A 25,266-nucleotide genomic window follows, 5' to 3' on the forward strand; every position below is an offset into this window, starting at 1 on the left:
TTTCCAAGGAGAGACAAATGAAGCTTTCGAAACTCGTGATCGCTGCCCTCGTGGCGGCAGGCAGTGTGTCCGTGGCGACCAGCGCCTTCGCGCAGGCCAAGGAGCAGTTCTTTCCGCTGCTGTCGTACCGCACGGGGCCGTATGCGCCCAACGGCGTGCCGTGGGCCAACGGCAAGCAGGACTACATCAAGATGATCAACGCCCGGGACGGCGGCGTGAACGGCGTCAAGCTCACGTTCGAGGAATGCGAGACCGGCTACGCCACCGACCGCGGCGTGGAGTGCTATGAGCGCCTGAAGAGCCGCCCCGGCGTGGCGCTGTTCGACCCGCAGGCCACCGGCATCACCTTCGCCCTGACCGAAAAAGCCCCGGTGGACAAGATCCCGCTGATGACGCTGGGCTACGGCCTGTCGGTCGCGCAGGACGGGATGGCCTTCAAGTGGAACTTCCCCTTCATGGGCAGCTACTGGACGGGCGCGGACATCCTGATCCAGCACATCGGCAAGCAGGCCGGCGGACTGGACAAGCTCAAGGGCAAGAAGATCGCGCTGGTCTATCACGACAGCCCGTTCGGCAAGGAGCCCATTCCCGTGCTGCAGGAACGCGCCAAGATGCACGGCTTCGAGCTGCAGATGCTGCCCGTGACCGCCCCTGGCGTCGAGCAGAAAGCCACCTGGCTGCAGGTGCGCCAGAGCCGCCCCGACTACGTGCTTCTGTGGGGCTGGGGCGTGATGAACTCCACAGCGCTGAAAGAAGCGCAGGCCACGGGTTTCCCCCGCGACAAGCTCTATGGCGTGTGGTGGGCCGGTGCCGAGCCCGATGTGCGCGACGTGGGCGAAGGCGCCAAGGGCTACCACGCGCTGGCGCTGAACGGCTACGGCACGCAGTCCAAGGTAATCCAGGACATCCTGAAGAACGTGCACGACAAGGGCCAGGGCACGGGGCCGAAGGACGAAGTGGGCTCGGTGCTGTACACGCGCGGCGTGATCATCCAGATGCTGGCCGTGGAGTCCGTGCGCCGCGCGCAGGAGCGCTTCGGCAAGGGCAAGGTCATGACGGGCGAGCAGGTGCGCTGGGGCATGGAGAACCTGGCGCTCGACCAGAAGCGGCTTGACGCGCTGGGCTTCACCGACATCATGCGGCCTCTGTCCACGAGCTGCTCCGACCACATGGGATCGACCTGGGCGCGCGTGCACACCTGGGACGGCAAGAAGTGGAACTTCTCCTCCGACTGGTACCAGGCGGATGAGCAGATCCTGAAACCCATGATCAAGGCCGGCTCCGACAAGTACCTGGCCGACAAGAAGATGACGCGGCGCGACGCAGCCGACTGCCAGTCTTGAGATCCCCCCCTGAGGCGCTGCGCGCGTTCTCCCTTCTCTCTTGGCGCTGCGCGCCGCGGGAAGAGGGACGACGCCAGCAGCCCGGCAAAGCCGCTTCTGCGGCGTCTGCTGCCGTGGTCCGCGCCGGTTTTCCAGGCTGTTTTACAGCCGCCAGCCGAAAGCGCTGCACGGCAGCCCTTCCGATTGGCACAGCGAAGGCAACACCATGGAACCCAAGAACATCGTCCTGAACGTCAACGGCATCGAGGTCATCTACAACCACGTGATCCTGGTGCTCAAGGGCGTTTCGCTGCAGGTGCCCGAAGGCGGCATCGTTGCCCTGCTGGGCGGCAACGGCGCGGGCAAGACCACCACGCTGCGCGCCATCTCCAATCTGCTGCAGGGCGAGCGCGGCGCGGTCACCAAGGGCAGCATCGAGCTGCGCGGCGAGCGCATCGAGAACCTCTCGCCCGTCGATCTGGTGCGGCGTGGCGTGGTGCAGGTGATGGAGGGGCGCCACTGCTTCGCCCACCTGACCATCGAAGAGAACCTGATGACGGGCTCGTACACCCGCACCGACCGCGCCGAGATCGCGGCCAATCTGGAGAAGGTGTACACCTACTTTCCGCGCCTGAAGACCCGCCGCACGTCGCAGGCGGCCTACACCTCGGGCGGCGAGCAGCAGATGTGCGCCATCGGCCGCGCACTGATGGCCAACCCGAGCGTGGTGCTGCTGGACGAACCCTCCATGGGCCTGGCGCCGCAGATCGTCGATGAGGTGTTCCACATCGTCAAAGACCTGAACGCCCGGGAGAAAGTGACCTTCCTGCTGGCCGAGCAGAACACCGGCATGGCGCTGAAGTACGCCGACTACGGCTACATCATGGAAAGCGGCCGCGTGGTGATGGACGGCGCCGCCAGCGATCTGGCCAGCAACGAGGATGTCAAGGAGTTCTACCTGGGCATGGGCGGCGGCGAGCGCAAGAGCTTTCGCGACGTCAAGAGCTACAAGCGGCGCAAGCGGTGGCTGGCCTAAAGATGAACAACCCCCTGAGGCGCTGCGCCCCTCGGCACCGATGCTGGAAGCATCGGCTCTTCGGGCACGTCCAAGCCTGCGCAGGCAGGCTCGGAGCCGCGACCCTCAGCCCCTTCTCTCGCACCGCTGCGCGATCCGGGAAGGGGGACGCAGCCGGCGCGGCGGGGCGGCCCTTGCGCGGCTGCCGCTGGGCTAGGCCGTGCGGCGGTGAATGCCGTGCCATGTGGCTTTAGCCATCCTTTCAATTGCCATAGCAACTCGCGCTTGAGATACAGGCGCCAGCGGCAGATTCGTACAAAACACACGCAGGAGTTCCGGCATGAGCACCTTCCACGACGCCCTGGAGACCCGCAGCCCGCAGGAGCGCGAGGCCGCGCTGCTGGCCGCGCTGCCGGGGCAGATCGCGCAGGCGCAGCGGCGCTCGCCCGCGTTAGCCGAGATCCTGGCAGGCGTGGAGGCCGGCGGCGTCACCAGCCGCCAGGCGCTGGCCCAGCTGCCCGTCACGCGCAAGCACGAGCTGCTGGAGCGCCAGCAGGCGCAGCGCGCGCGCGACGTGTTCGGCGGCTTCAGCGCGCTGGCCTTCGGCGCGGCCATGCCGCGCGTCTTCGCCAGCCCCGGCACGATCTACGAGCCCGAAGGCACGCGGCGCGACTACTGGCGCATGGCGCGGGCGCTGCACGCGGCGGGCTTTCGCGCGGGCGAACTGGTCCACAACAGCTTCAGCTACCACTTCGTGCCGGCCGGCTCGATGATGGAAGGCGGCGCGCAGGCGCTGGGCTGCACCGTGTTCGCGGGCGGCACCGGCCAGACGGAACAGCAGGTCCAGGCCATGGCCGACCTGCGCCCGGCCGGCTACACGGGCACGCCGAGTTTTCTCAAGATCCTTCTCGAAAAGGCCGCCGAGCTGGGCGTGGCCCTGCCCGGCCTGACCAAGGCGCTGGTGTCGGGCGAGGCCTTTCCACCCTCGCTGCGCGACTGGTTCGCCGAGCGCGGCGTGGCCGGATACCAGTGCTACGCCACGGCCGACCTGGGCCTGGTGGCCTACGAGACCACCGCCCGTGAAGGCCTGGTGCTCGACGAAGGCGTGATCGTGGAGATCGTGCGCCCTGGCACCGGCGACCCGGTGCCCGAGGGCGAGGTGGGCGAGGTCGTGGTCACAACGCTCAACCCCGACTACCCGCTGATCCGCTTCGGCACGGGCGACCTCTCGGCCGTGCTGCCCGGGTCCTGCCCCACGGGCCGCACGCAGACCCGCATCCGCGGCTGGCTGGGCCGGGCCGACCAGACCACCAAGGTGCGCGGCATGTTCGTGCATCCCGGCCAGATCGCCGCGGTGGCCAAGCGCTTTCCGCAGGTGCTGCGCGCGCGGCTGGTGGTGAGCGGCGAGATGGCCAGCGACCAGATGGTGCTGCGGGTCGAATCGGCCGAAACCTCCGGCGGCCTCGCCGAGCAGCTCGCGGCTGCCGTGCGCGAAGTGACCAAGCTGCGTTGCGAGGTGCAGGTCACGCCGCCGGGCTCGCTGCCCAACGATGGCCGCGTGATCGAGGACGTACGCAGCTATCGCTAATCGCGGATGCAGGCCTGCCAGCCACCGCCCCCGGGCAGGCCCGTGCGGGTTGCGTGCCAGCGCACACCGCCAGCGCATACGTAGTACCCACATGCTCCGCTTTTAATAGCATTACATCAAGGATACAAAAGGGCTTCGAGGCAAAAACATTTGAATACGAATGCCCCTGCGGCTAGTGATTACCTTAATGCCAAGGGTTGGGTCCGATGACATCATGGCGCCTCTTTTCTGTAGGAGCATCATGAAAAAGCCGTTCCAATTCGCACTGTCCGCCATCGCTGCCACCGTGGCCTTCGGCGCCTTCGCCCAGGACTTCCCGGCCAAGGACCGCACAGTCACCATCGTGGTGCCTTTCTCCGCTGGCGGCCCCACCGATCGCGTGGCGCGTGACCTGGCAGAAGCGCTGCGCAAGCCGCTGGGCGGCGTCAGTGTGGTGATCGAAAACGCTGCCGGCGCTGGCAGCACCATCGGCACGGCCAAGGTGGCGCGTGCGACTGCCGACGGCTACACGCTGCTGCTCAACCACATCGGCATGGCCACCATGCCAGCGCTGTACCGCAAGCTGCCGTTCAGCGTGCCCAACGACTTCGAGTACCTGGGCATCGTGAACGACGTGCCCATGACGCTGATCGGCCGCCCCACGCTGCCAGCCAACAACTACAAGGAACTGGCCACCTGGATCGAGCAGAACAAGGGCAAGATCAACTTGGGCAACGCCGGCCTGGGTGCCGCCTCGCACCTGTGCGGCCTGCTGTTCCAGAGCGCCACCAAGGTCGAAATGACCACCATCGCCTACAAGGGTACGGCACCGGCCATCACCGACCTGATCGGCGGCCAGATCGACCTGCTGTGCGACCAGACCACCAACACCACCTCGCAGATCGAGGCCAAGAAGGTGAAGGCCTATGCCGTGAGCACGGCGCAACGCCTGAAGACGCCCTCGCTCAAGGACCTGCCCACGCTGGCCGAGTCTGGCCTGCCGAACTTCGAGGTGACCATCTGGCACGGCCTCTACGCGCCCAAGGGCACGCCCGCCCCGGTGCTGGCCAAGCTGAACGAGGCCGTGAAGGCCGCCGTGAAGGACCCGGACTTCATCAAGAAGCAGGAAGGCCTGGGCGCCGTGGTGGTGGCCGACAAGCGCGTCGAGCCCGCCGAACACAAGAAGTTCGTGCAAGCCGAGATCAACAAGTGGGGCCCCATCATCAAGGCCGCCGGCACGTACGCAGACTGACCTCCGGCTGCTGAATCACTCGCCGCCTGCGCACCCGAGCCAGGCGGCTTTTTTGCGCCCGCAAAACGCCAAAGCAAAAGCCGCGGGGCCTCCGCTGCCCGCGCGCCTCAGATCACCAGATAACGTCGGCCTTCTCGGCAGCACTGCGGCGCAGCATGTCGATCAGCGGGGCGGCGCGCTGGTACAGATGCACGGCGGGCGCGGCCTTCTCGCTGCCGGAGCCCTTTTCGCCCTGGTCCTCCTCCTCCGATGCCTTGGAGCGGGCCTGGTCCTGCGAGACGGCTGCCTGCAGCGCCTCCAGGGCGGCAGGAATCTGCGCCACGGTGACGATGCCATGCGCGTCGGGCGATTTGCCCATGATCTCCAGCAGCTGCCGGCCGTTGGCCTCCAGCATGATCACGTCGGCGGTGGCGCGGGATTTGAATTTGTAGAGCATGGTGATGAGGTGCCGCACGTCGTCACGGCGCCGGAAGTGGGTTCGTAAGCCCCGAATATAGGGACTCGCGGTGGAACGGATAGTCGGACTGCGCGCCGACCATCGTTCCCGTCTGCAGGTGGCCATCCGGCCGGATGGCCACCATCTGGTGCAGGGCCATCCAGCCCCGCTCGAAACCCATGGCGCTGCCGGCCAGGTAGAGCCGGTAGGCGCGCAGCGCGCGGCCCGCCGCCTCGGGCCCCTGCTGCCGGGACAGCACGGCCAGGGCTTCGTCCAGCCGGCTCTCCAGCGCGTCGGACCAGGCCCAGAGCGTGCGCGCGTAGTGCGGCCGCAGGTTCTCGGTGTCCACCATCTCCAGGCCCGCCCCGGCCATGTCGTGCAGCACGGCGCTCACATGCAGCAGCTCGCCGCCAGGAAAGATGTATTTCTCGATGAAGTCCCCCAGACCGGCGCCCAGCTGGGCGTTATCCACGCCGCCGGCGGTGATGCCGTGGTTCATCAGCAGGCCACCCGGTCGCAGCAGGCTGCGCACGTGGCGGAAGTATTCGGGCATGTGCGCCCGGCCCACATGCTCGAACATGCCGACCGACGCGATCTTGTCGTAGCCGCCGCCTTCGGCCTCCAGCTCGCGCCAGTCACACAGGCGCACGCGCACACGGCCTTGCAGCCCGCTTTCTTCGATCAGGCGCTGCACATGGGCATGCTGGTTGCGCGACAGCGTGATGCCGGTGGCGTCCACGCCATAGCGCTCGGCCGCCCACAGCAGCAGCCCGCCCCATCCAGCGCCGATGTCGAGCAGGCGCTCGCCCGGCGCGAGCCGCAGCTTGCGGCAGATGAGGTCGAGCTTGGCCTCCTGCGCCTGCGCGAGCGTCATGTCGGCCCGGGGGTAGTAGGCGCAGGAATAGACCCGGCGCGGGTCCAGCCACAGCGCGTAGAAGTCGTCGGAAAGGTCGTAATGGAACTGCACCTGCCGCGCGTCGCGCGCGATGGTGTGGACCGCGCGCGATCGCGCCCGGGCCATCATCTGCTGCCACCAGCCGGCGTTGGCGCGCGCCGGGTCGCCGCGCAGCAGTCCTGCGGCGGCGGCCATCAAATCACGCATGGAACCCTGCAGCAGCACCCGCCCTTCGACGATCGCAGCGCCTACGTCGCCGATCTCGCCCAGCACGAGCGCGGTGAGCGAGCGCCGGTCATGAAAGCGCAATGCGACAGGTGCGTCGGCTGGGCCGACCTGCTGGCCGCCGGGCAACTCCAGCGCCAGACCCACAGGCAGCCCTTCCAGCCGGGCCTGCAAGGCATCGGAAAAAGCGTTCATGCGTTTATGTATGCCTTTTTAGAGGCGGGAGTCAAACCGTAGCGCCCTACAAATCACTGCGCCCAGGGTCTCGGCGAAGCCCCTGTTGGGCAGGCGCCGCAGGCTATGGCCTAATAGCGGGTTCTCATTTCTTGAAATTTTCTTCTGCAGGAGCTGCCACCATGGGCAACAAGATCGTTACCGAAGCCGACCGCAAGCGTACCCCCCGTCCCGTCACCCCTCCCGGCGTGACCCTGGCAACGCCCGGCCGTGGCCAGCGCGTGAGCCTGGAGCGTGGCGTTGCCACGCGCAGCAAGAAGAACCCCGGCAAGCGCTCCAAGAAGGGCGGCTGATCGGGCGGCGCCTCGCGCGCGCCTGCTCGCGGCGGCTCCACCGGGGCCCCCGCGCCGTATCCCGAGCCCTCCCCTGCGGAGGGTTTTTTTTCGCCCGCGCTTCGCGCTTCAGGCCCGCGGCACCTGGAAGTCAGCCCGCGCATCCAGCGCTTTCTGACGGACGTGGCAGCCGTCGAAGTGGTCATTGACCAAGCCCATGGCCTGCATGAAGGCGTACATAGTGGTCGGCCCCACGAAACGGAAGCCGCGCTTTTTCAGGTCCTTGGAGAGCGCCAGCGCCGCAGGCGAGGTGGTCAGCGTGCGCGCCACTGCGGCCGTCAGGCGTGGCGGGCGCCCTTGCTGGGCCAGGGGCTCGAAACGCCAGATGTAGTGCGCGAGGGAGCCGAATTCCCGGCGCAGCTCCAACACGCACTGCGCATTGCCGATGGCCGATTCGATCTTGCCGCGATGCCGCACGATGCCGGCGTCGGCCAGCAGGCGCTCCACGTCCGCCGGGCCGAAACGTGCCACCTGCTCGGCATCGAACTGCGCGAAACCGGCGCGAAAGGCCTCGCGCTTGTTCAGGATGGTGATCCAGCTGAGGCCGGCCTGGAAGCCTTCCAGGCAGAGCTTCTCGAAGAGGCGCCGGTCATCGGCCACCGGGAAACCCCATTCGTGGTCGTGATAGTGCCGGTAGGCCGGCGTGGCGCGGCACCAGCCGCAGCGCGGACAGCCGCCCTCGTCGGAGAAAAGGCCGGTGGCGGCATCCACGGCGGTGGGCTGCGGGTCGAGGGGAGCGGCGTGGGTAGGCATGGCGCCATTCTCGGGCCATCGCCGCGCAGGCGAGGATCGCTATGCTTGGCCCCATGCCACGTCTTCGCGCCCTCGCCCTTGCGCCCACCTGGGTGCCCGCCATCGCCCTGAGCCTGCTGCTCGCGGGCTGCGCCGGCACCGGCCAATCGCTGGCCTATTACTGGCAGTCCGCGCGCGGGCACCTGCAGCTGATGAGCGCGGCCGAGCCCATCGACGACTGGCTGGCGCGCCCGACGACCAGCGCCGCGCTGCGCGAACGCCTGCAGCTGGCGCAGCAGGCCCGCCGCTTCGCCGTGACCGAACTGGGCCTGCCCGACAACGCCAGCTACCGCCGCTATGCCGACCTGGGCCGCCGCGCCGCCGTGTGGAACGTGGTGGCGGCCGGGCCCTACAGCCTCACGCTGCACACCTGGTGCTTTCCGGTCACCGGCTGCATCGGCTACCGGGGCTATTTCGACGAGAACACCGCCCGCGCCGAGGCCGAGCGCCTACAGGCCCAGGGGCTGGAAACCAGCGTCTATGGCGTGCCGGCCTATTCCACGCTGGGCTACATGAATTGGGCCGGCGGCGACCCGCTGCTGAACACCTTCATCGGCTGGCCCGAGGGCGACTTCGTGCGGCTGCTGTTCCACGAACTGGCGCACCAGGTGGTCTATGCCCAGGGCGACACGCGCTTCAACGAATCCTTCGCCACCGCCGTCGAGCGCATGGGCGTGCAGCGCTGGCTGGGCGAACGGGCCACGCCCCAGGCGCGGGCCGACTACGCCGCCAGCGAGGCGCGCCGCCAGGCTTTCCGCGACCTCACCCGAGCCACGCGGGATCGGCTGGCCACCATCTATGCGTCAAAACCGGGCCCAGCCCAGGAAAAATCTGCGCTTGAAGCTATGAAAAAGAGAGCATTCGAGCAATTCCGCGACGACTACGCCGCGCTGCGCGCCCGGTGGCTGTCTGGCGGCGCCACGCCCGCGCAGCTCGCCGGGCTGGACCAGTGGGTGCGCACCGCCAACAACGCCAGCTTCGGCGCCCAGGCCGCCTACGACGATCTGGTGCCCGCCTTCATCGCTCTGTTCGAGCGCGAAGGCCGCGACTGGCCGCGCTTCTACGCCGCCGTGCGCACCCTGGCCAACGCGCCGCGCGCCCAGCGCGATGCGGACCTGCACGCACTGATGCCGGCGTCCTCCTCCCCCGACCACCCACCCCACCGCACGGAGCCCCCGCTTGCCTGACCACAACACCCTGCACATCCACCGCCCGCACGCCCTGGGCCTGCCCGCTGCACGCCAGGCTGCCCATCAATGGGCGGAGAAGGCCCAGGCCAAGTTCGACATGCAATGCACCTATGCCGAAGGCCCGGCCGATGCCGGCGACACCCTGCACTTCAGCCGGCCCGGCATGGAAGGCACGCTGCAGGTGACCGGCGAGCGCTTCGAGCTGCAGGCCGAGCTGGGCTTTCTCTTCGCCGCCTTCAAGGACCGCATCGCGGCCGAGATCGAAGCGCAGTTCGACAAGCTGCTTGCCGCACAGCCAATGCACCGGACGGCCTGAGCCCCATGCAAAACGCCCCCGCGCCACAGCGTGGCGGACGGGGGCGTGCATAGCCGCAGCCGTTGCGGCAGCAGGGCCGCGAGCGATCAGCTCAGCGATTCGATCAGGTCGATGTACTGCTGGCGGGCGGCGTCGCCGCTCGTGCCCTTGAGCTTTTCCCAGGCGTCCCACTTGGCGCGGCCCACCACGTCGGTGAAGCTGGGCTTCTTCTCGGCGTTGTCGCCGGCCGTGGCCTGTTTGTAGAGCGCGTAGATCTTCAGCAGCGTGGGGTTGTCAGGGCGCTCGCTCAGGTTCTTGGACTGGGCAACGGCGGCCTCGAAGGCAGCGTTCAGGTCGGACATGCAACGGTCTCCGTGTGGTTGGGTAAAAGGGCATGGTAAGGCAAGGCAGAGCGCCTTGGCCCCATCACCCCGCCAGCCTGCGCGCCTGCGTGACAGGCACCGCCGGCCCGGCCTGCATCAGGCCGCCCTCCTCGCCCGCCAATCGAAACACCGCCGTGGCCCGGACCAGCTCATGGGCCTGTGCGCTCAGGCTGCTCGTGGCCGCGGCCATCTCCTCGACCAGCGCGGCGTTCTGCTGCGTCGCCTGGTCGATGTGGGCGATGGCCTCGCCGACCTGGTCCACGCCCGAGCTCTGCTCGGAACTGGCCGCGCTGATCTCTCCCATCAGATCGGTCGCGCGGCGGATGGCGGCGACCACCTGGTGCATGGTCTGGCCGGCCTGGTCCACCAGCTGGCTGCCGGCATCCACGCGCTGGCCGCTGTCGGTAATGAGCTGGCGGATCTCGCGCGCCGCGTCAGCGCTGCGCTGGGCCAGTACGCGCACCTCAGAGGCCACCACGGCGAAGCCCCGGCCCTGCTCGCCCGCGCGGGCCGCTTCCACGGCGGCGTTGAGCGCCAGGATGTTGGTCTGGAAGGCGATGCCGTCGATCACGCCGGTGATATCGCCGATGCGGCGGCTGGAATCCTGGATGCCGCGCATGGTCTCCACCACCTGGGCGACCACAGCGCCGCCCTCCTCGGCCACAGTCGATGCGTTCTGCGCCAGCTCGTTGGCAAGGCGGGCGCTGTCGGCGTTCTGGCGGACGGTGGAGCCCAGCTCCTCCATGGATGCAGCCGTCTGCTCCAGCGCTGCGGCCTGCCGCTCGGTACGCACGGAAAGGTCGTGGTTGCCGGCGTCGATCTCCCCGCTGGCGTCCGACACGTTCTGTGCGCTGGCGCGCACCGTGCGCACCACATCGGCGAGCTGCGCGCTCATGCGGGCCATCGCCGCCATGATGCTGCTGCTGTCGCCCGGGCGCAGCGCGATGTGGGCCGACAGATCACCGCGGGCCACCGCATCGGCCGCCCGGCGCAAGCGATCCGGGTCGCCACCCAGCTGCCGCACTATCGAACGCAAGTAGGCGCCCAGGCCCAGCAGGCAGGCCCCCAGCAGCAGCATGGCGGCAAGGGTGATCACACGGTCGGTGGCGGCCAGCTCCGTCACCTCGCTGATGCGGGCCGCGAGGCCCTCGCCCTGGCGGTCCTTCTCCCGACCCAACGGCGCCAGCAGGCGGTTACGGGCTGGAATGGTCTGGTCCACCAGGAAGGCGAAAGCGTCGTCCTTGCGGCCTTCCCGGATGAGCTGGATGTTGCGCTCGCCCATCGCCCAGAATTCCTGCATCAGTCCAGGCAAGGGAGCAAAAGCACTGCGCCCTTCTTCCGAGATCATGCCGTCGCCGAAGGCCTGCAGCGTGCGTTGCAGCACCTGGCGCTTTTCGCCGATGTCAGCCAGCGCGGCGTCCATTTCCTGCGGGTTGCGCGACAAGATCGCGTGCCGCAGCTGCAGCGATACCCGCGTCACGTTGAGCTCCAGCTCCGCGATGCGCTGCAGCTGCGGCACGCTGCTGGCCCGCACCTCCTGGGCATCGACGATGAGCCGCCCCATCATGAACCAGATGGCAACGCCCGTGGAGACCAGCAACAGCAGGATTACGCCGTTGGCCAGCAACAGGCGGCGGGCAACGGTACTGGATGGCGGTGCCGTCATCATGGTCCGAATCCTCACGGTCAAGGTTTTCCAGGCAGTGCCAGCGCCCCGTCCATGAAAAACAGCACGGCACGGTGGCCGTAACATTTTCAAACAGCCGGGAGTGGCGCACCACGGGAAGAGTCGCCCACGGGACAAATTCCGCGCCGTTCCGGCCCGCGGAAAGCGATTCCAGCTGCCGCGGCAAGCATCACCAAGCGAAGAGGCGACAAAAAAGGCGGCGACGGCTCACACGCCACCGCCGCCTTTCTTCAGGCCTGAACCACGAGGTGAGACCGCTCAGGCAGCCGGTGCGGCTGCCGAGCGCGCCGCCAGCCAATCCTGAGCGAGTCGCACCCAGTAGGTGGCGCCCATCGGGATCAGGTCGTCATTGAAGTCGTAGCTGGGGTTGTGCAGCGTGCAGGGGCCGCCGCCATGGCCCATGGCGCGGTGGTCTCCGTCGCCGTTGGCGATGAAGCAATAGGCGCCGGGCTTGGCCTGCAGCATGTAGGCGAAGTCTTCCGCGCCCATGGTGGGCTCCTGCGGCACGACGTTGGCCTCGCCCACGATGCCCTGCATGACCTTGCGGGCGAACTCCGCTTCGGCCGGCGAGTTGACGGTAGGCGGGTAGTTGCGCACGAACTCGAATTCGCAGGTCGCGTCGTGCGCGGCACAGGTGTGTTCGGCCACCTGCTTCATGCGGCGCTCGATCATGTCGAGCACCTCGATGGTGAAGGTGCGCACCGTGCCCTGCAGTTCGCAGCTGTCGGGCACCACATTGGTGGCCTCGCCCGTGTGGACCATGGTGACCGAAATCACGCCCGCATCCACCGGCTTCTTGTTGCGGCTGATGATGTTCTGGAAGGCCAGCACCATCTGGCAGGCCACCGGCACCGGGTCGATACCCATGTGCGGCATGGCGGCGTGGCTACCCTTGCCGCGGACGACGATCTTGAATTCGTTGCTGGAAGCCATCACCGGGCCGGGGCTCACGGCGAACTGTCCGGCCTTCATGCCAGGCCAGTTGTGCATGCCGAACACCGCCTGCATGGGGAACTTCTCGAACAAGCCGTCGCTCATCATCTCGCGCGCGCCGCCGCCGCCCTCTTCGGCCGGCTGGAAGATCAGATAGACGGTGCCGTCGAAGTCGCGGTGCCTGGCAAGGTGCTGCGCCGCAGCCAGCAGCATCGCGGTGTGGCCGTCATGGCCGCAGGCGTGCATCTTGCCCGCGTGCTTGCTGGCGTGCTCGAAGGTGTTGAACTCGGTGATGGGCAGCGCGTCGATGTCCGCGCGCAGGCCGATGGCATGGCCCGAAGCCCCGCCATCGCGCCCCTGGAGGATGCCGACCACGCCGGTCTTGCCCAGGCCCCGGTGGATGGGGATGCCCCACTCTGTGAGCTTGGCGGCGACCAGGTCGGCGGTACGCACTTCTTCGAAGCAGAGCTCGGGATGGGCGTGGATGTCGCGCCGCAGGGCGGCGATGGATGCGGCCTGCGCGACGATGGAGTCGATGACTTTCATGGGCAAAAGTGTTCCTTGGCTGTTCTGCGGAGTCTAGGCCCGCGCACGGCGGGCGGCCATGCGGGGTTATTCGGACGATGGGAAATCAGGCACTGCCACTGCAGCATGAATCGCGCCACGCTCGCCCCGGCACGCGCCGCAAGGCATCAGACCAGCACGCGCCCGTCGCCCGTCAACATGGACATCTCGACGAAGCGCGAGCCCGCATGGCTGCTGGCGCTGAAGCTGAGCGGAAAGCCCGACACACCCTGCGGCCCGATGGACTCCAGCCCGGTGATGAGGCCCTCGCGCGTGGGCCGCTCGCCCGCACGGCGCAAGCCTTCGCCGAACACCCGGCCAGCCAGATAGCCCTCCAGAGTGGAATAGTTGGCCTGCACCTTCCCGCCGCCCTTCTTGATCGCATCGAGGAATTCGCGCGTGATCTGCTTGGTGGTCTGGTAGGGCGAGGGCATGACCTGCGAGACGACCACGCCGGCGCCTTCCTTGCCCAGCGCGTCGGCCAGCGCCTGCGTGCCGACGAAGGACAGGTTGTAGAAGTTGCCGCCGTAGCCGGCCTTGCGTGCCGCCCGCGTGAAGGCGGCGCTCGCCCCGTAGGTGCAGACCAGCACGATCGCCTCCGGCCGGGCCGCCACCAGGGTACGCACACTCGCCGTCACATCGCCTGAATTGCGCTCTACGGTGGCACGGGCAACGGGCTCCAGGCGCTGCTCGGCCAGCGCGCGCACCATGCCGTCCAGCCCCGCACGGCCGTAGCTGTCGTTCTGGTGCAGGACGGCGATGCGCGTAAGGCCCAGATGCGTGAGCTGGCGGGTGATGAGCGCGGTCTCGTCGTCGTACGAGGCCCGCACGTGAAACACCAGCCGGTTGAAGGGTTGGCGCAGTGCTCCCGCCCCGGTGAAGGGGGCGAAAAACGGCAGCCTCGCCTGCGTGGCGAGCGGCAGCGCGGCCAGGCTGGTGGGCGTGCCGATGTAGCCGAAGAGCGCGAACACGTCGTCCGCGATGAACTGGCGGGTGTTGGCAACGCAGCGCTCGGGCTCGTAGCCATCGTCGAGGCTGCGCAGTTCCACCGGCCGCCGCGGGCCTTGCGCGTTGTACTGGTCGAAGAAGAGCTTCGCCCCCTGCTGGAACTGCAGGCCCAGCTGCGCAGCCGGCCCGGACAGGGCCGCCGACTGGCCTAGCACCAGCGGGCCATCGCTCTGGGCCTGCACGCTGGCGAAACCGCCCAACGCCGCAGCGCCCAGGCCGATGGAAAACTCTCTTCGCCCGCTAGGCGTGTGGTTCTGCTTCATGGTGAAATGTCCCGATTCCGGTGAATCTGGCTGAGGGGCGGGGCGGCCTGTCATGCAGGCCGCCCCGCCGCGCCCGATCGCAGCCCCTTGTGCATTCCCTTGGGTTCTTGGATTGCGATCACCCCAGCAGTTTTCCTCCCCCACCGGGCAGTTTAGCGACCGCCCCCTACTTTTCCCTCCGGCCCCACGACATCATTACGCCGATGACCGCCACCACCGCCTCCACCCCGCAGACCGTGCGCGGGGCCTGCCCCCACGACTGCCCCGACACCTGCGCGCTGCTGACGACCGTCGAGAACGGCATCGCCATCCGTGTGCAGGGCAACCCCGCGCACAGCCACACCGACGGCGTGCTGTGCGCCAAGGTCTCCAAATACGCAGAGCGCACCCACCACCCGGAACGCCTGCTCACCCCCCTGAAGCGCAGCGGCCCCAAGGGCAGCGGGCAGTTCATCCCCGTCAGCTGGGACGATGCCCTGGACGACATCGCCGAGCGCCTGGGCGCCATCGCTGCACACGACCCACAGGCCATCCTGCCCTACAGCTACGCCGGCACCATGGGCCTCGTGCAGGGCGAGAGCATGGACCGTCGCTTCTTCCACCGCCTGGGCGCCTCCCTGCTGGGCCGCACCATCTGCGCCTCAGCCGGCGGCGAAGGCCTGAACCAGACGCTGGGCGGCAAGGTCGGCATGAAGGTCGAATGGTTCGCAGAATCGAAGCTGATCCTCATCTGGGGCAGCAACTCCATCGGCAGCAACCTGCATTTCTGGCGCTACGCGCAGCAGGCCAAGCGAGAAGGCGCTCGGCTGGTGTGCATCGACCCGCGCAAGAGCGAGACGGCCGACAAGTGCCACGAACATCTGCAGCTGCTGCCCGGCACCGACGCCGCCCTGGCGCTGGCGCTGATGCACGAACTCATCGCCAACGACTGGCTGGACCACGACTACATCGCCCGCCACACGCTGGGCTGGGCGTCCCTGCGCGAACGCGCCCTGCAGTGGCCTCCCGAGCGCGCCGCCGAAGTCTGCGGCCTTCCCGTCGAGCAGATCCGCCGCCTGGCGCGCGACTACGGCACCACCGGCCCGGCCGCCATCCGCCTGAACTACGGCATGCAGCGCGCCCGCGGCGGCGGCAACGCCACCCGCGCCGTGGCCTGCCTGCCCGCGCTGGTGGGCGCCTGGCGGCACCGGGCGGGGGGTCTGCTCATGTCCAGCTCCGGCATGTTCCCCGTGCAGCGCGCCGCGCTGCAGCGACCCGACCTGATGCCCGCGGGCCAGCCGCCGCGCACCTTGAACATGTCCACCATCGGCGACGACCTGCTGCGGCCCGCGTCCGACGCCTTCGGCCCGCGCATCGACGCGCTGGTGGTCTACAACAGCAACCCGGTCGCCGTGGCCCCCGACTCGGCCAGGGTGGTGGCCGGTTTCGCGCGCGAAGACCTCTTCACCGTGGTCCTCGAACACTTCCAGACCGATACCGCCGACTACGCGGACTACGTGCTGCCCGCCACCACGCAACTGGAGCACTGGGACATTCACGTCGCCTACGGCCACACCGATGTGCTGCTCAACCGCCCGGCCATCGCCCCCGTCGGCCAGGCCCGCCCCAACACGCAGATCTTCCGCGACCTGGCCGCGCGCATGGGCTTCACCGACCCCTGTTTTGCCGACAGCGACGAAGATCTGTGCCGCCAGGCCTACGGCAGCCATGTGGACTTCCAACAGCTGCTGGACGAGGGCTTCGCCACCCTGCCCGCGCCCGATGCACCCTATGCCGAAGGCGGCTTCCCCACGCCTTCGGGCCGGTGCGAATTCCACAGCGAACGCCTGGCCGCACAGGGGCTGGACCCGGTGCCCGACCACCTGCCCAACCGCGAGCGGGCCGGCGTGTCGGCCGAATACCCGCTGGCCATGATCTCGCCGCCGGCACGCAACTTCCTCAACTCCACTTTCGTGAACGTCAAGAGCCTGCGCAATATCGAGACGCAGCCGGTGCTGGAAATCCACCCCGACGACGCCGCCGCGCGCGGCATTTCCGACGGCGGGCGGGTGCGCGTCTTCAACGCCCGCGGCAGCTACGAATGCCATGCCGCCGTGAACCAGCGCGCGCGCCCCGGCGTGGTCAACGGCCTGGGCATCTGGTGGCGCAAGTTCGGCGTGAGCGGCACCAACGTGAACGAGCTGACCAGCCAGGCCCTGACCGACCTGGGCGCGGCGCCCACGTTCTATGACTGCGTGGTGCAGGTGGAGGCGGTCGAAGCCTGATAGCGGCTGACAAGGCCCGGCGAAACGGATATGGCCCGGCGCTACATCGCAGGCAGTACGAGTAGTACGACAAGATGGGGCAACCACGCCAGAAAGGTTTCGTTAGGCGCCCTAAATCGTGATCCCGCCATCGATGCCGTAGTTCTGCCCCGTGACGAACGAAGACTCGTCGCTGGCCAGGAACACCACCAGAGGCGCGATCTCGTCGGCCGTGGCGAGCCGCCCCATGGGCTGGCGGGCCACGAACTGGCGGCGGGCCGCCTCGGCATCGCCCATGGCGGCGATGCGCCCTGCCAGCGAGGGCGTGTCCACCGTGCCGGGGGAGATGCTGTTGCAGCGGATGCCCGCGCCCACATAGTCCATCGCCACCGACTTGGTCAGCCCGATGACGGCCGCCTTGCTGGCGCCATAGACGCAGCGGTTGGGCAGCCCCTTCACCGAACTGGCGACGCTGGCCATGTTGACGATGCTGCCCGCGCCCTGTTGCAGCATGCGTGGCAGCGCCGCGCGGATGCTCCAGAACTGCGAGCGCACGTTGAGGTCCATGGCCTGCGCCCAGTCATCGTCGCTGGCCTGCAGCACGGTGCCGGAATGCACCATGCCCGCGCAGTTGAACAGCACGTCGATGGCGTCGAGCCCGGCGAAGAAGGCATCGATCGCCGCGCGGTCGCAGACGTCGAGCACGGCCGTGCGGATGCCTGCCGAGCCCTCCAGCGAGGCCAGCGCGGCAGCGCTGATGTCGGTGGCCCAGACCTGGGCGCCTTCGCGCGCCATGGCGAGGGCCGTGGCTCGGCCTATGCCCTGGCCGGCGGCGGTGACCACGGCGGTCTTGCCTGCGAGCCGCCCGGTCATTTCTGCAGCCCCAGGCGGGGTACCAGTTCGGCGTAGAAGGCACGGTCGTGGTCAATCACCTTCTGGAACGCGTCGGCATCGGCATAGGCCCAGCCCAAGTTGGCCTTGGCCAGCGTGTCGCGGAACACCGGGTCGGCCGCGGCCTTGGCCGCCACGTCGCTGAGCGTGCGGACGATGTCGGGCGGCGTGGCCTTGGGCACGGCCAGGCCCCGCCAGACGCCGATGGACAGATCGATGCCGCGCTCCTTGAGCGTGGGCACCTGCTGGAAGAGGCCGCCCACGCGCTGGTCGGCCATCACGGCCAGCGTGCGCAGCTTGCCGGCGGCGACGTGCGGCGCCACCTCGCCCGGGCTGACCGCGATGGCATCCACATGCCCGCCCAGCAGCGCGACGGCCGCCGGCGCCGCGCCCAGGAAGGGCACATGGTTCACCGGCAGCGCCAGCTTCTCGGCGAAGGCCGCTGCCGCCATGTGCCAGATCGAGCCCATGCCCGCATTGGCGATGGACACCGGCTCCTTGCGCTTGCGCGCGTCGGCGATGAATTCCTCGATGTTCTGCCAGGGCGCATCCGCGCGCACCGTGATCGCGGCCGGGTCGGCATTGAGCCGCGCGATGGGCCGCACGTCGGCAGCGGTCTGCTTGGTGATCCCCAGGTTCGGGATGATGGCGATCTCGCAGATGATGATGCCGATCTTGTAGCCGTCGGGCCGGGCGTTGATCAGCTCCGCCGTGCCGATGGCGCCGCTGGCGCCGGGCTTGTTGACCACGATCATCGGCTGCTGCGGCAGGTATTTCTTGGCCGATTCCGCGAAGGCCCGGCCCACGATGTCGGTGCCGCCGCCGGCCACCACGGGCACGATGAGCTCGATGGGTTTGGAGGGATAGTCGCTGGCGGCCCTCGCGAGCGAGGCCCCGCTGCCCAGTGCCGCGGCGCAGGCCGAGGCGATGATCTGGCGTCTGTTGAAGTGCATGGCGTTGTCTCCGTTGTGAATTCTTTTTTTCGCGCCGGACCGGCCGTGCCCCAGGGCACGGCCGGCCGTCCGCCGGTATCAGTAGGTGGCGCGCCCGCCCGAGAGGTCGAAGACCGCCCCGGTGGTGAAGGAGTTCTCCTCGCACACCAGCCAGGCCACCATCGCCGCGACCTCGTCCACCTCGACGAAGCGTGCGCGCGGGATCTTCGAGAGCATGTAGTCGATGTGCTGCTGCGACATCTGCTCGAAGATCCGCGTGCGCGCCGCCGCCGGCGTGATGGCGTTGACCGCCACGTTGCTCAGGGCGGTCTCCTTGCCCAGGCTCTTGGTCAGCGCGATCACGCCGGCCTTGGAGGCGCTGTAGGCCGAGGCATTCGGGTTGCCCTCCTTGCCCGCGATGGAGGCGATGTTGACCACCCGGCCGTAGCCACGCGCCACCATGCCCGGCACGATGGCCTTGTTGACGTGGAAGGCGCCATCCAGATTGATCGACAGCACCTTGCGCCACTCGTCCAGCGGGTAGTCGCCCAGCGGCATGTTGGCGCCGGCGATGCCCGCGCTGTGCACCAGCATGGCGATGGGGCTGCCACCATGCTCGGTCTGCCGGACGGCGACCTCGACCTGGGCGAAGTCGGTGATGTCCACCGTCACGCCGGCCACGGCGCTGGCCACCGTGCCCGGGCCCACGCCAACGAGGGCCTGCTGCGCGGCCGCGATGGCCTCGGCATCGCGGTCCCAGAGGCAGACCCGGGCGTTGCCCGCCAGCAGGCGGCGGGCCACCGCCAGGCCGATGCCCTGGGCACCGCCGGTCACGACCGCCGTGCGGCCTGCATAGTCGTAATGGACCATGGCGCCGGCCTCAGGCATCCACAGCCGTCTGCCGCTGCTCGCCCAGGCCCTCGATGCCCAGCCGCATGGTCTGGCCCGCGCGCAGAAAGACCGGCTCGGGCTTGACGCCCATGCCCACGCCGGGCGGCGTGCCGGTGGAGATCACGTCGCCGGGCTGCAGCGTCATGAAGCGGCTCAGGTAGGCGACGAGCTGCGGCACCTTGAAGATCATGGTGCGCGTGTTGCCGTTCTGGAAGCGCCGGCCGTCCACCTCCAGCCACAGATCGAGCGCATGCGGGTCGGGCACCTCGTCGGCCGTCACCAGCCAGGGGCCCGTGGGGCCGAAGGTGTCGCAGCCCTTGCCCTTGTCCCACGTGCCGCCGCGTTCGAGCTGGTAGCTGCGCTCGGAGACGTCGTTGACCACGCAATAGCCCGCCACGTGGCGCAGGGCGTCGGCCTCGTCCACGTAGTTCGCGGTGCTGCCGATGACCACGCCCAGCTCGACCTCCCAGTCGGTCTTCTCCGAGCCGCGCGGGATCTTCACGTCGTCGTTGGGGCCGACCACGGCCGAGGTCCACTTGTTGAAGACGATGGGCTCGGCGGGAATCGGCATGTTGGACTCGGCCGCGTGGTCGGCGTAGTTCAGGCCGATGCAGACGAACTTGCCGATGGCGCCCACGCATGCGCCGATGCGCGGCGTGCCAGGCACGGCGGGCAGCGTGGAGGGGTCGATGGCGCGCAGACGGGCCAGCGAATCCGGCGAGAGGGCAGCACCGCCGATGTCGGCCACATGGGCCGAAAGGTCGCGCAGCGTGCCGGCCGCATCGAGCAGGCCAGGCTTTTCCTGGCCCAGCGGGCCGTATCGAAGCAGTTTCATGAAGAGTTCTCCTTGCGAGTCGGATTCTGGACAGCGCCCTGCATGCTGCATAGTGAGAGCTATGCATGGGGTAATAGCTTCAAGAAATCACCGATGATCCCGAGCCTGTCTTCGATCACGTCACGCCTGCGATTCCGCCAGCTCAACCTGCTGGTGGCGCTGGAGGAATGCGGCAGTCTGCACCGCGCGGCCGAGCGGCTGGGCATGACCCAGCCCGGCCTCACCAAGGCGCTGCGCGAGGTGGAATCCACCTTCGGCACCGAGCTGTTCGTGCGAACCCAGCAAGGCGTGAGGCCCAACGAACTGGGCCAGTGCCTGATCCGCCATGCCCGGCTGGTGGATGCCGACCTGGAGCACCTGCGCGAAGAGATGAATGGGGTGCTGCGCGGCAGCGGCGGCCGGGTGGCGGTGGGCGCCATCACAGGCGCGCTGCATTCGGTGCTGATAAGCGCCGTCTCCGAGCTGCGACGGCTGCAGCCCGCGCTCTCGATCGAGATCCGGGAAAGCACCAGCCTCGAACTGCTCAATGCGGTCAACGAAGGCCGGCTCGATCTGGCCATCGGCCGCACCACCGTATCGAGCAACGTGGAGCAGTTCGACTACGAAGAACTGATGGACGAATCGGTCGCTGTGGCCGTGGGCCCGCAGCACGGGCTGGCGAAATCGCGGCGCGTGACGCTCGTGCAGCTGGCCCGCTACCGCTGGGTCTTCTATCCGGGCAACATGCCGCTGCGCAAGCTGCTGGAGCGCGAATTCCGCGAGGCCGGGCTGGAACTTCCGCCCTACCCGATCGAAACCTCTTCCTCGCTGGCCACCATGCTGATGCTCAAGGAAGACCCGCACCTGGTCGCGCTGATGTCGTCGGCGACGATGGACTTCTGCGAAGAGCACGGCATCGCGCGGCGGCTGCCGCTCGCCATCGGCTCGCGCCACGAGGCTTTCGGCATCGTCACCCGGCGCGGCGCGCGCCTCACGCCCGCAGCGGCGATGCTGGTGGAGTGCCTGCGGCGGGCCGCCGGCCAGCCGGCGCGGGAAGGCGGCTGAAATGAAGCCCCCGGCCCGGCCGCCGCTCACCCCTGGCGCGGCATGGGCACCACGCGGCCGCCCGCCACATCGCGCAGCACCGCCATGAAAGCCTGGGCGGCCGGCGTGGGTGTTTCGCCCAGGCGCACCAGCATGCCGTAGTCGGGCATCGCCCGGGGCACGTCCACGTGGATTTGCGCGAGCAGCCCCTGGGCGACGTACTTGTCCGCCAGCGCGCTGGGCTGCAGCGAGAGCATGTCGGTGGCGCGCAGCGATTCCAGCGCGAAAAGGAAGGACTGCGTCTCCATCACGCCCGAAGTCGGCGTCATGCCGATGGCGCGGAAGATGTCGTCGGACACTTTGCGCAGCGCCGTCGATTCCGGGTAGAGCAGCCACGGCCAATGCGCCAGGCGGCCGACCTCCAGCCCCTGGATGCCGCGCAGCGGGTGGTGCGGGCCGCCCACCACCTGCAGCGTCTCGCCCGAGAGGCGCTCGTACTGGAAGTGCGCCTGCTGCGCCTCGTCGGTGAAACGGCCGATCATCAGGTCGATCTTGCGTTCGCCCAGCCAGGCGATGAGCTGGTCGCTGCTCCGCTCGCGCACCTTGAGCACCAGCAGCGGCCGGCGGCGCTGCATCTCGGCGATGGCGGTGGTCAACAGGCGCGCCGCCGACCCGGAGATGGCGCCGATGGCGAGCTGGCCATGGCCGCCCTGCTTGAGCGCGTTGAACTCATCCACGAACCGGGCCTGGCCCGCCAGCGCGGACGCGGCATAGCCCAGGGCGAAGAGGCCCAGCTCGGTCGGGCGCATCTCGCGCGGCAGGCGTTCGAAGAGGCGCGCATCGAAGATCTCCTCCAGGTCCAGCAGGATCTTGGTGGCGGCCGGCTGGGTCACGTGCATCTGCTCGGCGGTGAGCCGCAGGTTGCGGGTACGGCCCAGGATGTCGAGGAACTGCAGGTGCCTGGCACGCAGGCGGCTGCAGGCGGTGGCGATGGATAAGGGTTTTCCCGTCATTTTGGGGCGCCCGATAACTGAATGGAATGACCCGTCCAAAAACACTGATTGGACGGCGTATGCGGTGGCCCGTAGTCTGCACCTTCAAAGCCTCATGAGACATACACAGGAGACACGACATGGGATTGAACGCAGGCAACAGCAGCATCATCAAGACCTTCGCGCTGGCCACCGCGCTGGCGGCCCTGATGGCGGCACCGGCGCTGGCGCAGGTGCGCGAGCGCAACTTCAAGATCGGCACCGGCATCACCGACGACCATCCGCAGGCCCAGGCCTCCCGGCACTTCGCCGAGGTGTTGTCCGCCAAGAGCGGCGGCAAGATGCGCGCCAAACTCTTCGCCAACGGCACGCTCGGCAACGACGTGACCATGATCTCGGCGCTGCGCGGCGGCACGCTGGAGATGACGGTGCCCGACAGCTCCACCCTGGTACCGGTGGTCAAGGACTTCGGCGTGCTGAACCTGCCGCTGACCTTCAACAATGAGCAAGAGGCCGACGCGGTGCTCGACAGCGACTTCGGCAAGAAGCTGCTGGCCAGGCTGCCCGAGAAGGGCCTGATCGGCCTGGGCTACTGGGAAAACGGCTTCCGCCAGATCACCAACTCGCGCCGCCCGATCCACAAGGCCGAAGACCTGGCCGGCCTGAAGATCCGCGTGATCCAGAACCAGCTGTTCATCGACAGCTTCAACGCGCTCGGCGCCAACGCCACGCCCATGCCCTTCACCGAGCTTTATTCGGCCATGGAGCAGAAGGCGGTGGACGGCCAGGAGAACCCGAACGCGACCATTCTGACCAGCAAGTTTTACGAGGTGCAAAAGCACCTGGTGCTGTCGCGCCACATCTACAGCACCTGGGTGTTCCTGATGTCCAAGAAGACCTGGGACACGCTCTCGCCCGAAGAGCAGAAGATCGTCCAGGAAGCCGCGAACGAGGCCACGGCCTTCGAGCGCAAGGCCATCCGCGCGCTCAGCGACAAGGCGCTCGGCGAGCTGAAGAAGCTCGGCATGCAGGTGACCGAGCTGCCCGCCGCGGAGCAGGCGAAGCTGCGCGACAAGCTGCAGCCCGTGGTGGCCAAGTACAGCAAGGAATTCGGCGAGGACAGCACCCGCGAAATGTTGGCCGAGCTGGAAAAGGCCCGCCGCAAGTGATCCCGAGGGCGCCCCTGGCGCACCTCGTACCGCCACTGAGCCATGCCGCGCAGCCACGGGCCGGCATGCATCCTGCCACCCACCCCTCACCCCGCTGCCCTCCAGAACGCCATGACGACACCCGAAGGCCGTCGCTTCCGCTCGCGCGACTGGTTCGCCGATCCGGCGCGCTCCGACATGACCGCGCTCTATCTCGAACGCTTCATGAACTACGGGCTCACGCCCGAGGAACTACGCTCGGGCCGCCCGATCATCGGCATCGCCCAGACCGGCAGCGACCTCTCGCCCTGCAACCGCATCCACCTCGACCTGGCGCGCCGGGTGCGCGATGGCATCCGCGACGCGGGCGGCATTCCGCTGGAATTCCCGGTCCATCCGATCTTCGAGAACTGCCGCCGCCCCTCGGCCGCGCTCGACCGCAACCTCGCCTACCTGGGACTGGTGGAGATCCTCTACGGCTACCCCATCGACGCAGTGGTGCTGACCACCGGCTGCGACAAGACCACGCCGGCCGGCATCATGGCCGCCTCCACGGTCGATATCCCGGCCATCGTGCTCTCGGGCGGGCCGATGCTCGACGGCTGGCATGAGGGCGAACTGGTGGGCTCGGGTACCGTGATCTGGCGCAGCCGCCGCATGCTGGCGGCCGGCGAGATCGACGAGGAGGAATTCCTGCAGCGCGCCTGCGACAGCGCGCCCTCCGCCGGCCACTGCAACACCATGGGCACGGCCTCCACCATGAACGCGGTGGCCGAGGCGCTGGGTCTCTCGCTGCCCGGCTGCGCGGCTATCCCCGCGCCCTACCGCGAGCGCGGCCAGATGGCCTATGCCACCGGCCGCCGCATCGTCGAGATGGCGCACGAAGACCTGCGCCCTTCGCGCGTGCTGACCCGCGAGAGCTTTCTCAACGCGCTGGCCGTGGTCAGCTGCGCAGGCGGCTCCAGCAACGCGCAGGTGCACATCCAGGCCATGGCGCGCCATGCCGGCGTCGAGCTGCATCCGCGCGACTGGACCGACCACGCCTACGACCTGCCGCTGCTGGTCAACATGCAGCCCGCAGGCAAGTACCTGGGCGAGCGCTTCTTCCGCGCCGGCGGCGTGCCGGCCGTGATGTGGGAGCTGCTGCAGGCGGGCCGCCTGCACGGCGGCTGCGCCAGCGTCACCGGCCGCAGCATCGCCGAGAACCTGCAGGGCCGCGAGGCCAAGGACCGCGAGGTGATCCGGCCCTTCGCCGAACCGCTCATGGATAAGGCTGGCTTCCTCGTGCTCTCGGGCAACCTGTTCGACTTCGGGATCATGAAGACCTCGGTGATCTCCGAAGCCTTCCGCGCGCGCTACCTTTGCGAGCCCGGCAACGAGGGCGTGTTCGAGGCCCGGGCCGTCGTCTTCGACGGCGCCGAGGACTACCACGCGCGCATCAACGACCCCTCGCTCGCGATCGACGAGGACTGCATTCTGGTGATGCGCGGCGCCGGCCCGCTGGGTTGGCCCGGCTCGGCCGAAGTGGTCAACATGCAGCCGCCCGACGCACTGATCCAGCGCGGCATCCGCGCGCTGCCGACGCTGGGCGACGGCCGGCAGTCGGGCACGGCCGACAGCCCCTCGATCCTCAACGCCTCGCCCGAGAGCGCGGCGGGCGGGGGCCTCAGCTGGCTGCAGACCGGCGACCGCCTCCGCATCGACCTGAACCGGGGCCGCTGCGACGCACTGGTGCCCGAGGAAGAGATCGCCCGCCGCCGCCGCGAGCTGCCGCCCCCGCCCGTGCCCGCCAGCCGCTCGCCCTGGGAAGCGCTCTACCGCGAAAAGACCGGCCAGCTGGCCGATGGCGCCACGCTGGACTTCGCACTGCAGTTCCGCCGCATCGCCGAACAGACGCCGCGCCACAACCACTGACCGA

The 25,266-nt window shown here is 68.6% G+C and carries 23 protein-coding genes; 11 read left to right on the plus strand and 12 right to left on the minus strand.

Annotation, left to right across the window (positions count from 1 at the left end):
- Window positions 1-17: 17 nt before the first annotated feature.
- From AC3A84_RS16780 to AC3A84_RS16795, 4 genes are all read left to right on the plus strand, one after another.
- Window positions 18-1,343, plus strand: coding sequence for an ABC transporter substrate-binding protein (locus AC3A84_RS16780; protein ID WP_092941250.1), 1,326 nt, complete (start codon window positions 18-20; stop codon window positions 1,341-1,343).
- 205 nt (window positions 1,344-1,548) lie between these two features.
- Window positions 1,549-2,358, plus strand: a complete 810-nt coding sequence (locus AC3A84_RS16785) for an ABC transporter ATP-binding protein (RefSeq protein ID WP_487971172.1) — start codon at window positions 1,549-1,551, stop codon at window positions 2,356-2,358.
- 319 nt (window positions 2,359-2,677) lie between these two features.
- Window positions 2,678-3,925, plus strand: coding sequence for a phenylacetate--CoA ligase family protein (locus AC3A84_RS16790; protein WP_487971173.1), 1,248 nt, complete (start codon window positions 2,678-2,680; stop codon window positions 3,923-3,925).
- A 241-nt stretch (window positions 3,926-4,166) separates the two neighbouring features.
- Window positions 4,167-5,156 (plus strand): tripartite tricarboxylate transporter substrate-binding protein, encoded by a 990-nt coding sequence (locus tag AC3A84_RS16795; RefSeq protein ID WP_487971174.1) that lies wholly within the window; start codon window positions 4,167-4,169, stop codon window positions 5,154-5,156.
- Window positions 5,157-5,268: 112 nt separating this feature from the next.
- Here AC3A84_RS16795 and AC3A84_RS16800 read toward each other — a convergent pair whose 3' ends face one another.
- Together AC3A84_RS16800 and AC3A84_RS16805 are read right to left on the minus strand one after the other, a co-directional pair.
- Window positions 5,269-5,592, minus strand: coding sequence for a DUF1840 domain-containing protein (locus AC3A84_RS16800; RefSeq protein ID WP_487971175.1), 324 nt, complete (start codon window positions 5,590-5,592; stop codon window positions 5,269-5,271).
- A gap of 22 nt (window positions 5,593-5,614) precedes the next feature.
- Entirely contained in the window at window positions 5,615-6,907 is a 1,293-nt protein-coding gene (locus AC3A84_RS16805; protein ID WP_487971176.1) for a class I SAM-dependent methyltransferase, read from the minus strand.
- Between the two features lie 161 nt (window positions 6,908-7,068).
- On the opposite strand from AC3A84_RS16805, the gene AC3A84_RS16810 reads away from it, so the two are divergent.
- Entirely contained in the window at window positions 7,069-7,239 is a 171-nt protein-coding gene (locus tag AC3A84_RS16810) for a hypothetical protein (RefSeq protein WP_175518563.1), read from the plus strand.
- 108 nt (window positions 7,240-7,347) lie between these two features.
- On the opposite strand, the gene AC3A84_RS16815 is transcribed toward AC3A84_RS16810, so the two are convergent.
- Complete coding sequence (locus AC3A84_RS16815) at window positions 7,348-8,031, minus strand: DNA-3-methyladenine glycosylase I (protein WP_487971177.1); 684 nt, start codon at window positions 8,029-8,031, stop codon at window positions 7,348-7,350.
- A gap of 53 nt (window positions 8,032-8,084) precedes the next feature.
- Between AC3A84_RS16815 and AC3A84_RS16820 the strand changes: the two genes are divergently transcribed.
- Together AC3A84_RS16820 and AC3A84_RS16825 are read left to right on the plus strand one after the other, a co-directional pair.
- Window positions 8,085-9,257 (plus strand): aminopeptidase, encoded by a 1,173-nt coding sequence (locus AC3A84_RS16820; RefSeq protein WP_487971178.1) that lies wholly within the window; start codon window positions 8,085-8,087, stop codon window positions 9,255-9,257.
- Complete coding sequence (locus AC3A84_RS16825) at window positions 9,250-9,576, plus strand: polyhydroxyalkanoic acid system family protein (protein WP_487971179.1); 327 nt, start codon at window positions 9,250-9,252, stop codon at window positions 9,574-9,576. Before AC3A84_RS16820 ends, AC3A84_RS16825 begins: the two co-directional genes overlap by 8 nt.
- Before the next feature lie 86 nt (window positions 9,577-9,662).
- Here AC3A84_RS16825 and AC3A84_RS16830 read toward each other — a convergent pair whose 3' ends face one another.
- The 4 genes from AC3A84_RS16830 to AC3A84_RS16845 form a co-directional block, all read right to left on the minus strand.
- The gene (locus tag AC3A84_RS16830; RefSeq protein WP_343592272.1) at window positions 9,663-9,917 is read right to left on the minus strand and encodes an acyl-CoA-binding protein; all 255 of its coding nucleotides are present in this window, start codon (window positions 9,915-9,917) and stop codon (window positions 9,663-9,665) included.
- A gap of 64 nt (window positions 9,918-9,981) precedes the next feature.
- Window positions 9,982-11,607: a methyl-accepting chemotaxis protein gene (locus tag AC3A84_RS16835; RefSeq protein WP_487971180.1), complete on the minus strand. Its 1,626-nt coding sequence runs from the start codon at window positions 11,605-11,607 to the stop codon at window positions 9,982-9,984.
- Window positions 11,608-11,883: 276 nt separating this feature from the next.
- Window positions 11,884-13,104 (minus strand): M20 aminoacylase family protein, encoded by a 1,221-nt coding sequence (locus AC3A84_RS16840; protein WP_487971181.1) that lies wholly within the window; start codon window positions 13,102-13,104, stop codon window positions 11,884-11,886.
- Between the two features lie 146 nt (window positions 13,105-13,250).
- Window positions 13,251-14,393, minus strand: a complete 1,143-nt coding sequence (locus tag AC3A84_RS16845) for an ABC transporter substrate-binding protein (protein WP_487971182.1) — start codon at window positions 14,391-14,393, stop codon at window positions 13,251-13,253.
- 203 nt (window positions 14,394-14,596) lie between these two features.
- Here AC3A84_RS16845 and AC3A84_RS16850 point away from each other — a divergent pair, with 203 nt between their 5' ends.
- Window positions 14,597-16,657 carry a molybdopterin-containing oxidoreductase family protein gene (locus tag AC3A84_RS16850; RefSeq protein ID WP_487971183.1) on the plus strand — a complete coding sequence of 687 codons (2,061 nt, stop codon included), beginning with the start codon at window positions 14,597-14,599 and terminating at the stop codon, window positions 16,655-16,657.
- Window positions 16,658-16,768: 111 nt separating this feature from the next.
- Here AC3A84_RS16850 and AC3A84_RS16855 read toward each other — a convergent pair whose 3' ends face one another.
- From AC3A84_RS16855 to AC3A84_RS16870, 4 genes are all read right to left on the minus strand, one after another.
- A complete protein-coding gene (locus AC3A84_RS16855) occupies window positions 16,769-17,509 on the minus strand; it encodes an SDR family oxidoreductase (RefSeq protein ID WP_487971184.1) in 741 nt (246 codons plus the stop codon).
- Window positions 17,506-18,480, minus strand: a complete 975-nt coding sequence (locus AC3A84_RS16860) for a Bug family tripartite tricarboxylate transporter substrate binding protein (RefSeq protein WP_487971185.1) — start codon at window positions 18,478-18,480, stop codon at window positions 17,506-17,508. The genes AC3A84_RS16855 and AC3A84_RS16860 overlap by 4 nt, the downstream gene beginning before the upstream one ends.
- 78 nt (window positions 18,481-18,558) lie before the next feature.
- Entirely contained in the window at window positions 18,559-19,329 is a 771-nt protein-coding gene (locus AC3A84_RS16865) for an SDR family NAD(P)-dependent oxidoreductase (RefSeq protein WP_487971186.1), read from the minus strand.
- A 10-nt stretch (window positions 19,330-19,339) separates the two neighbouring features.
- A complete protein-coding gene (locus AC3A84_RS16870) occupies window positions 19,340-20,185 on the minus strand; it encodes an ureidoglycolate lyase (protein WP_487971187.1) in 846 nt (281 codons plus the stop codon).
- A gap of 93 nt (window positions 20,186-20,278) precedes the next feature.
- Between AC3A84_RS16870 and AC3A84_RS16875 the strand changes: the two genes are divergently transcribed.
- Window positions 20,279-21,229, plus strand: coding sequence for a LysR family transcriptional regulator (locus AC3A84_RS16875; protein WP_487971188.1), 951 nt, complete (start codon window positions 20,279-20,281; stop codon window positions 21,227-21,229).
- 26 nt (window positions 21,230-21,255) lie between these two features.
- Here AC3A84_RS16875 and AC3A84_RS16880 read toward each other — a convergent pair whose 3' ends face one another.
- Window positions 21,256-22,221: a LysR substrate-binding domain-containing protein gene (locus AC3A84_RS16880; protein WP_487971189.1), complete on the minus strand. Its 966-nt coding sequence runs from the start codon at window positions 22,219-22,221 to the stop codon at window positions 21,256-21,258.
- A gap of 119 nt (window positions 22,222-22,340) precedes the next feature.
- On the opposite strand from AC3A84_RS16880, the gene AC3A84_RS16885 reads away from it, so the two are divergent.
- Together AC3A84_RS16885 and AC3A84_RS16890 are read left to right on the plus strand one after the other, a co-directional pair.
- Window positions 22,341-23,369, plus strand: a complete 1,029-nt coding sequence (locus AC3A84_RS16885; RefSeq protein ID WP_487971190.1) for a TRAP transporter substrate-binding protein — start codon at window positions 22,341-22,343, stop codon at window positions 23,367-23,369.
- Between the two features lie 111 nt (window positions 23,370-23,480).
- Window positions 23,481-25,262 carry an IlvD/Edd family dehydratase gene (locus tag AC3A84_RS16890; RefSeq protein ID WP_487971191.1) on the plus strand — a complete coding sequence of 594 codons (1,782 nt, stop codon included), beginning with the start codon at window positions 23,481-23,483 and terminating at the stop codon, window positions 25,260-25,262.
- The last annotated feature ends 4 nt before the right edge of the window (window positions 25,263-25,266 follow it).

It is taken from the genome of Paracidovorax sp. (genome assembly GCF_057642795.1).

Bases quoted from the DNA above. Each gene is read 5' to 3' on its own strand.
- AC3A84_RS16780 (WP_092941250.1), top strand. From the start codon at position 18: ATGAAGCTTTCGAAACTCGTGATCGCTGCCCTCGTGGCGGCAGGCAGT.
- AC3A84_RS16785 (WP_487971172.1), top strand. From the start codon at position 1,549: ATGGAACCCAAGAACATCGTCCTGAACGTCAACGGCATCGAGGTCATC.
- AC3A84_RS16790 (WP_487971173.1), top strand. From the start codon at position 2,678: ATGAGCACCTTCCACGACGCCCTGGAGACCCGCAGCCCGCAGGAGCGC.
- AC3A84_RS16795 (WP_487971174.1), top strand. From the start codon at position 4,167: ATGAAAAAGCCGTTCCAATTCGCACTGTCCGCCATCGCTGCCACCGTG.
- AC3A84_RS16800 (WP_487971175.1), bottom strand. From the start codon at position 5,592: ATGCTCTACAAATTCAAATCCCGCGCCACCGCCGACGTGATCATGCTG.
- AC3A84_RS16805 (WP_487971176.1), bottom strand. From the start codon at position 6,907: ATGAACGCTTTTTCCGATGCCTTGCAGGCCCGGCTGGAAGGGCTGCCT.
- AC3A84_RS16810 (WP_175518563.1), top strand. From the start codon at position 7,069: ATGGGCAACAAGATCGTTACCGAAGCCGACCGCAAGCGTACCCCCCGT.
- AC3A84_RS16815 (WP_487971177.1), bottom strand. From the start codon at position 8,031: ATGCCTACCCACGCCGCTCCCCTCGACCCGCAGCCCACCGCCGTGGAT.
- AC3A84_RS16820 (WP_487971178.1), top strand. From the start codon at position 8,085: ATGCCACGTCTTCGCGCCCTCGCCCTTGCGCCCACCTGGGTGCCCGCC.
- AC3A84_RS16830 (WP_343592272.1), bottom strand. From the start codon at position 9,917: ATGTCCGACCTGAACGCTGCCTTCGAGGCCGCCGTTGCCCAGTCCAAG.
- AC3A84_RS16835 (WP_487971180.1), bottom strand. From the start codon at position 11,607: ATGATGACGGCACCGCCATCCAGTACCGTTGCCCGCCGCCTGTTGCTG.
- AC3A84_RS16840 (WP_487971181.1), bottom strand. From the start codon at position 13,104: ATGAAAGTCATCGACTCCATCGTCGCGCAGGCCGCATCCATCGCCGCC.
- AC3A84_RS16845 (WP_487971182.1), bottom strand. From the start codon at position 14,393: ATGAAGCAGAACCACACGCCTAGCGGGCGAAGAGAGTTTTCCATCGGC.
- AC3A84_RS16850 (WP_487971183.1), top strand. From the start codon at position 14,597: ATGACCGCCACCACCGCCTCCACCCCGCAGACCGTGCGCGGGGCCTGC.
- AC3A84_RS16855 (WP_487971184.1), bottom strand. From the start codon at position 17,509: ATGACCGGGCGGCTCGCAGGCAAGACCGCCGTGGTCACCGCCGCCGGC.
- AC3A84_RS16860 (WP_487971185.1), bottom strand. From the start codon at position 18,480: ATGCACTTCAACAGACGCCAGATCATCGCCTCGGCCTGCGCCGCGGCA.
- AC3A84_RS16865 (WP_487971186.1), bottom strand. From the start codon at position 19,329: ATGGTCCATTACGACTATGCAGGCCGCACGGCGGTCGTGACCGGCGGT.
- AC3A84_RS16870 (WP_487971187.1), bottom strand. From the start codon at position 20,185: ATGAAACTGCTTCGATACGGCCCGCTGGGCCAGGAAAAGCCTGGCCTG.
- AC3A84_RS16875 (WP_487971188.1), top strand. From the start codon at position 20,279: ATGATCCCGAGCCTGTCTTCGATCACGTCACGCCTGCGATTCCGCCAG.
- AC3A84_RS16880 (WP_487971189.1), bottom strand. From the start codon at position 22,221: ATGACGGGAAAACCCTTATCCATCGCCACCGCCTGCAGCCGCCTGCGT.
- AC3A84_RS16885 (WP_487971190.1), top strand. From the start codon at position 22,341: ATGGGATTGAACGCAGGCAACAGCAGCATCATCAAGACCTTCGCGCTG.
- AC3A84_RS16890 (WP_487971191.1), top strand. From the start codon at position 23,481: ATGACGACACCCGAAGGCCGTCGCTTCCGCTCGCGCGACTGGTTCGCC.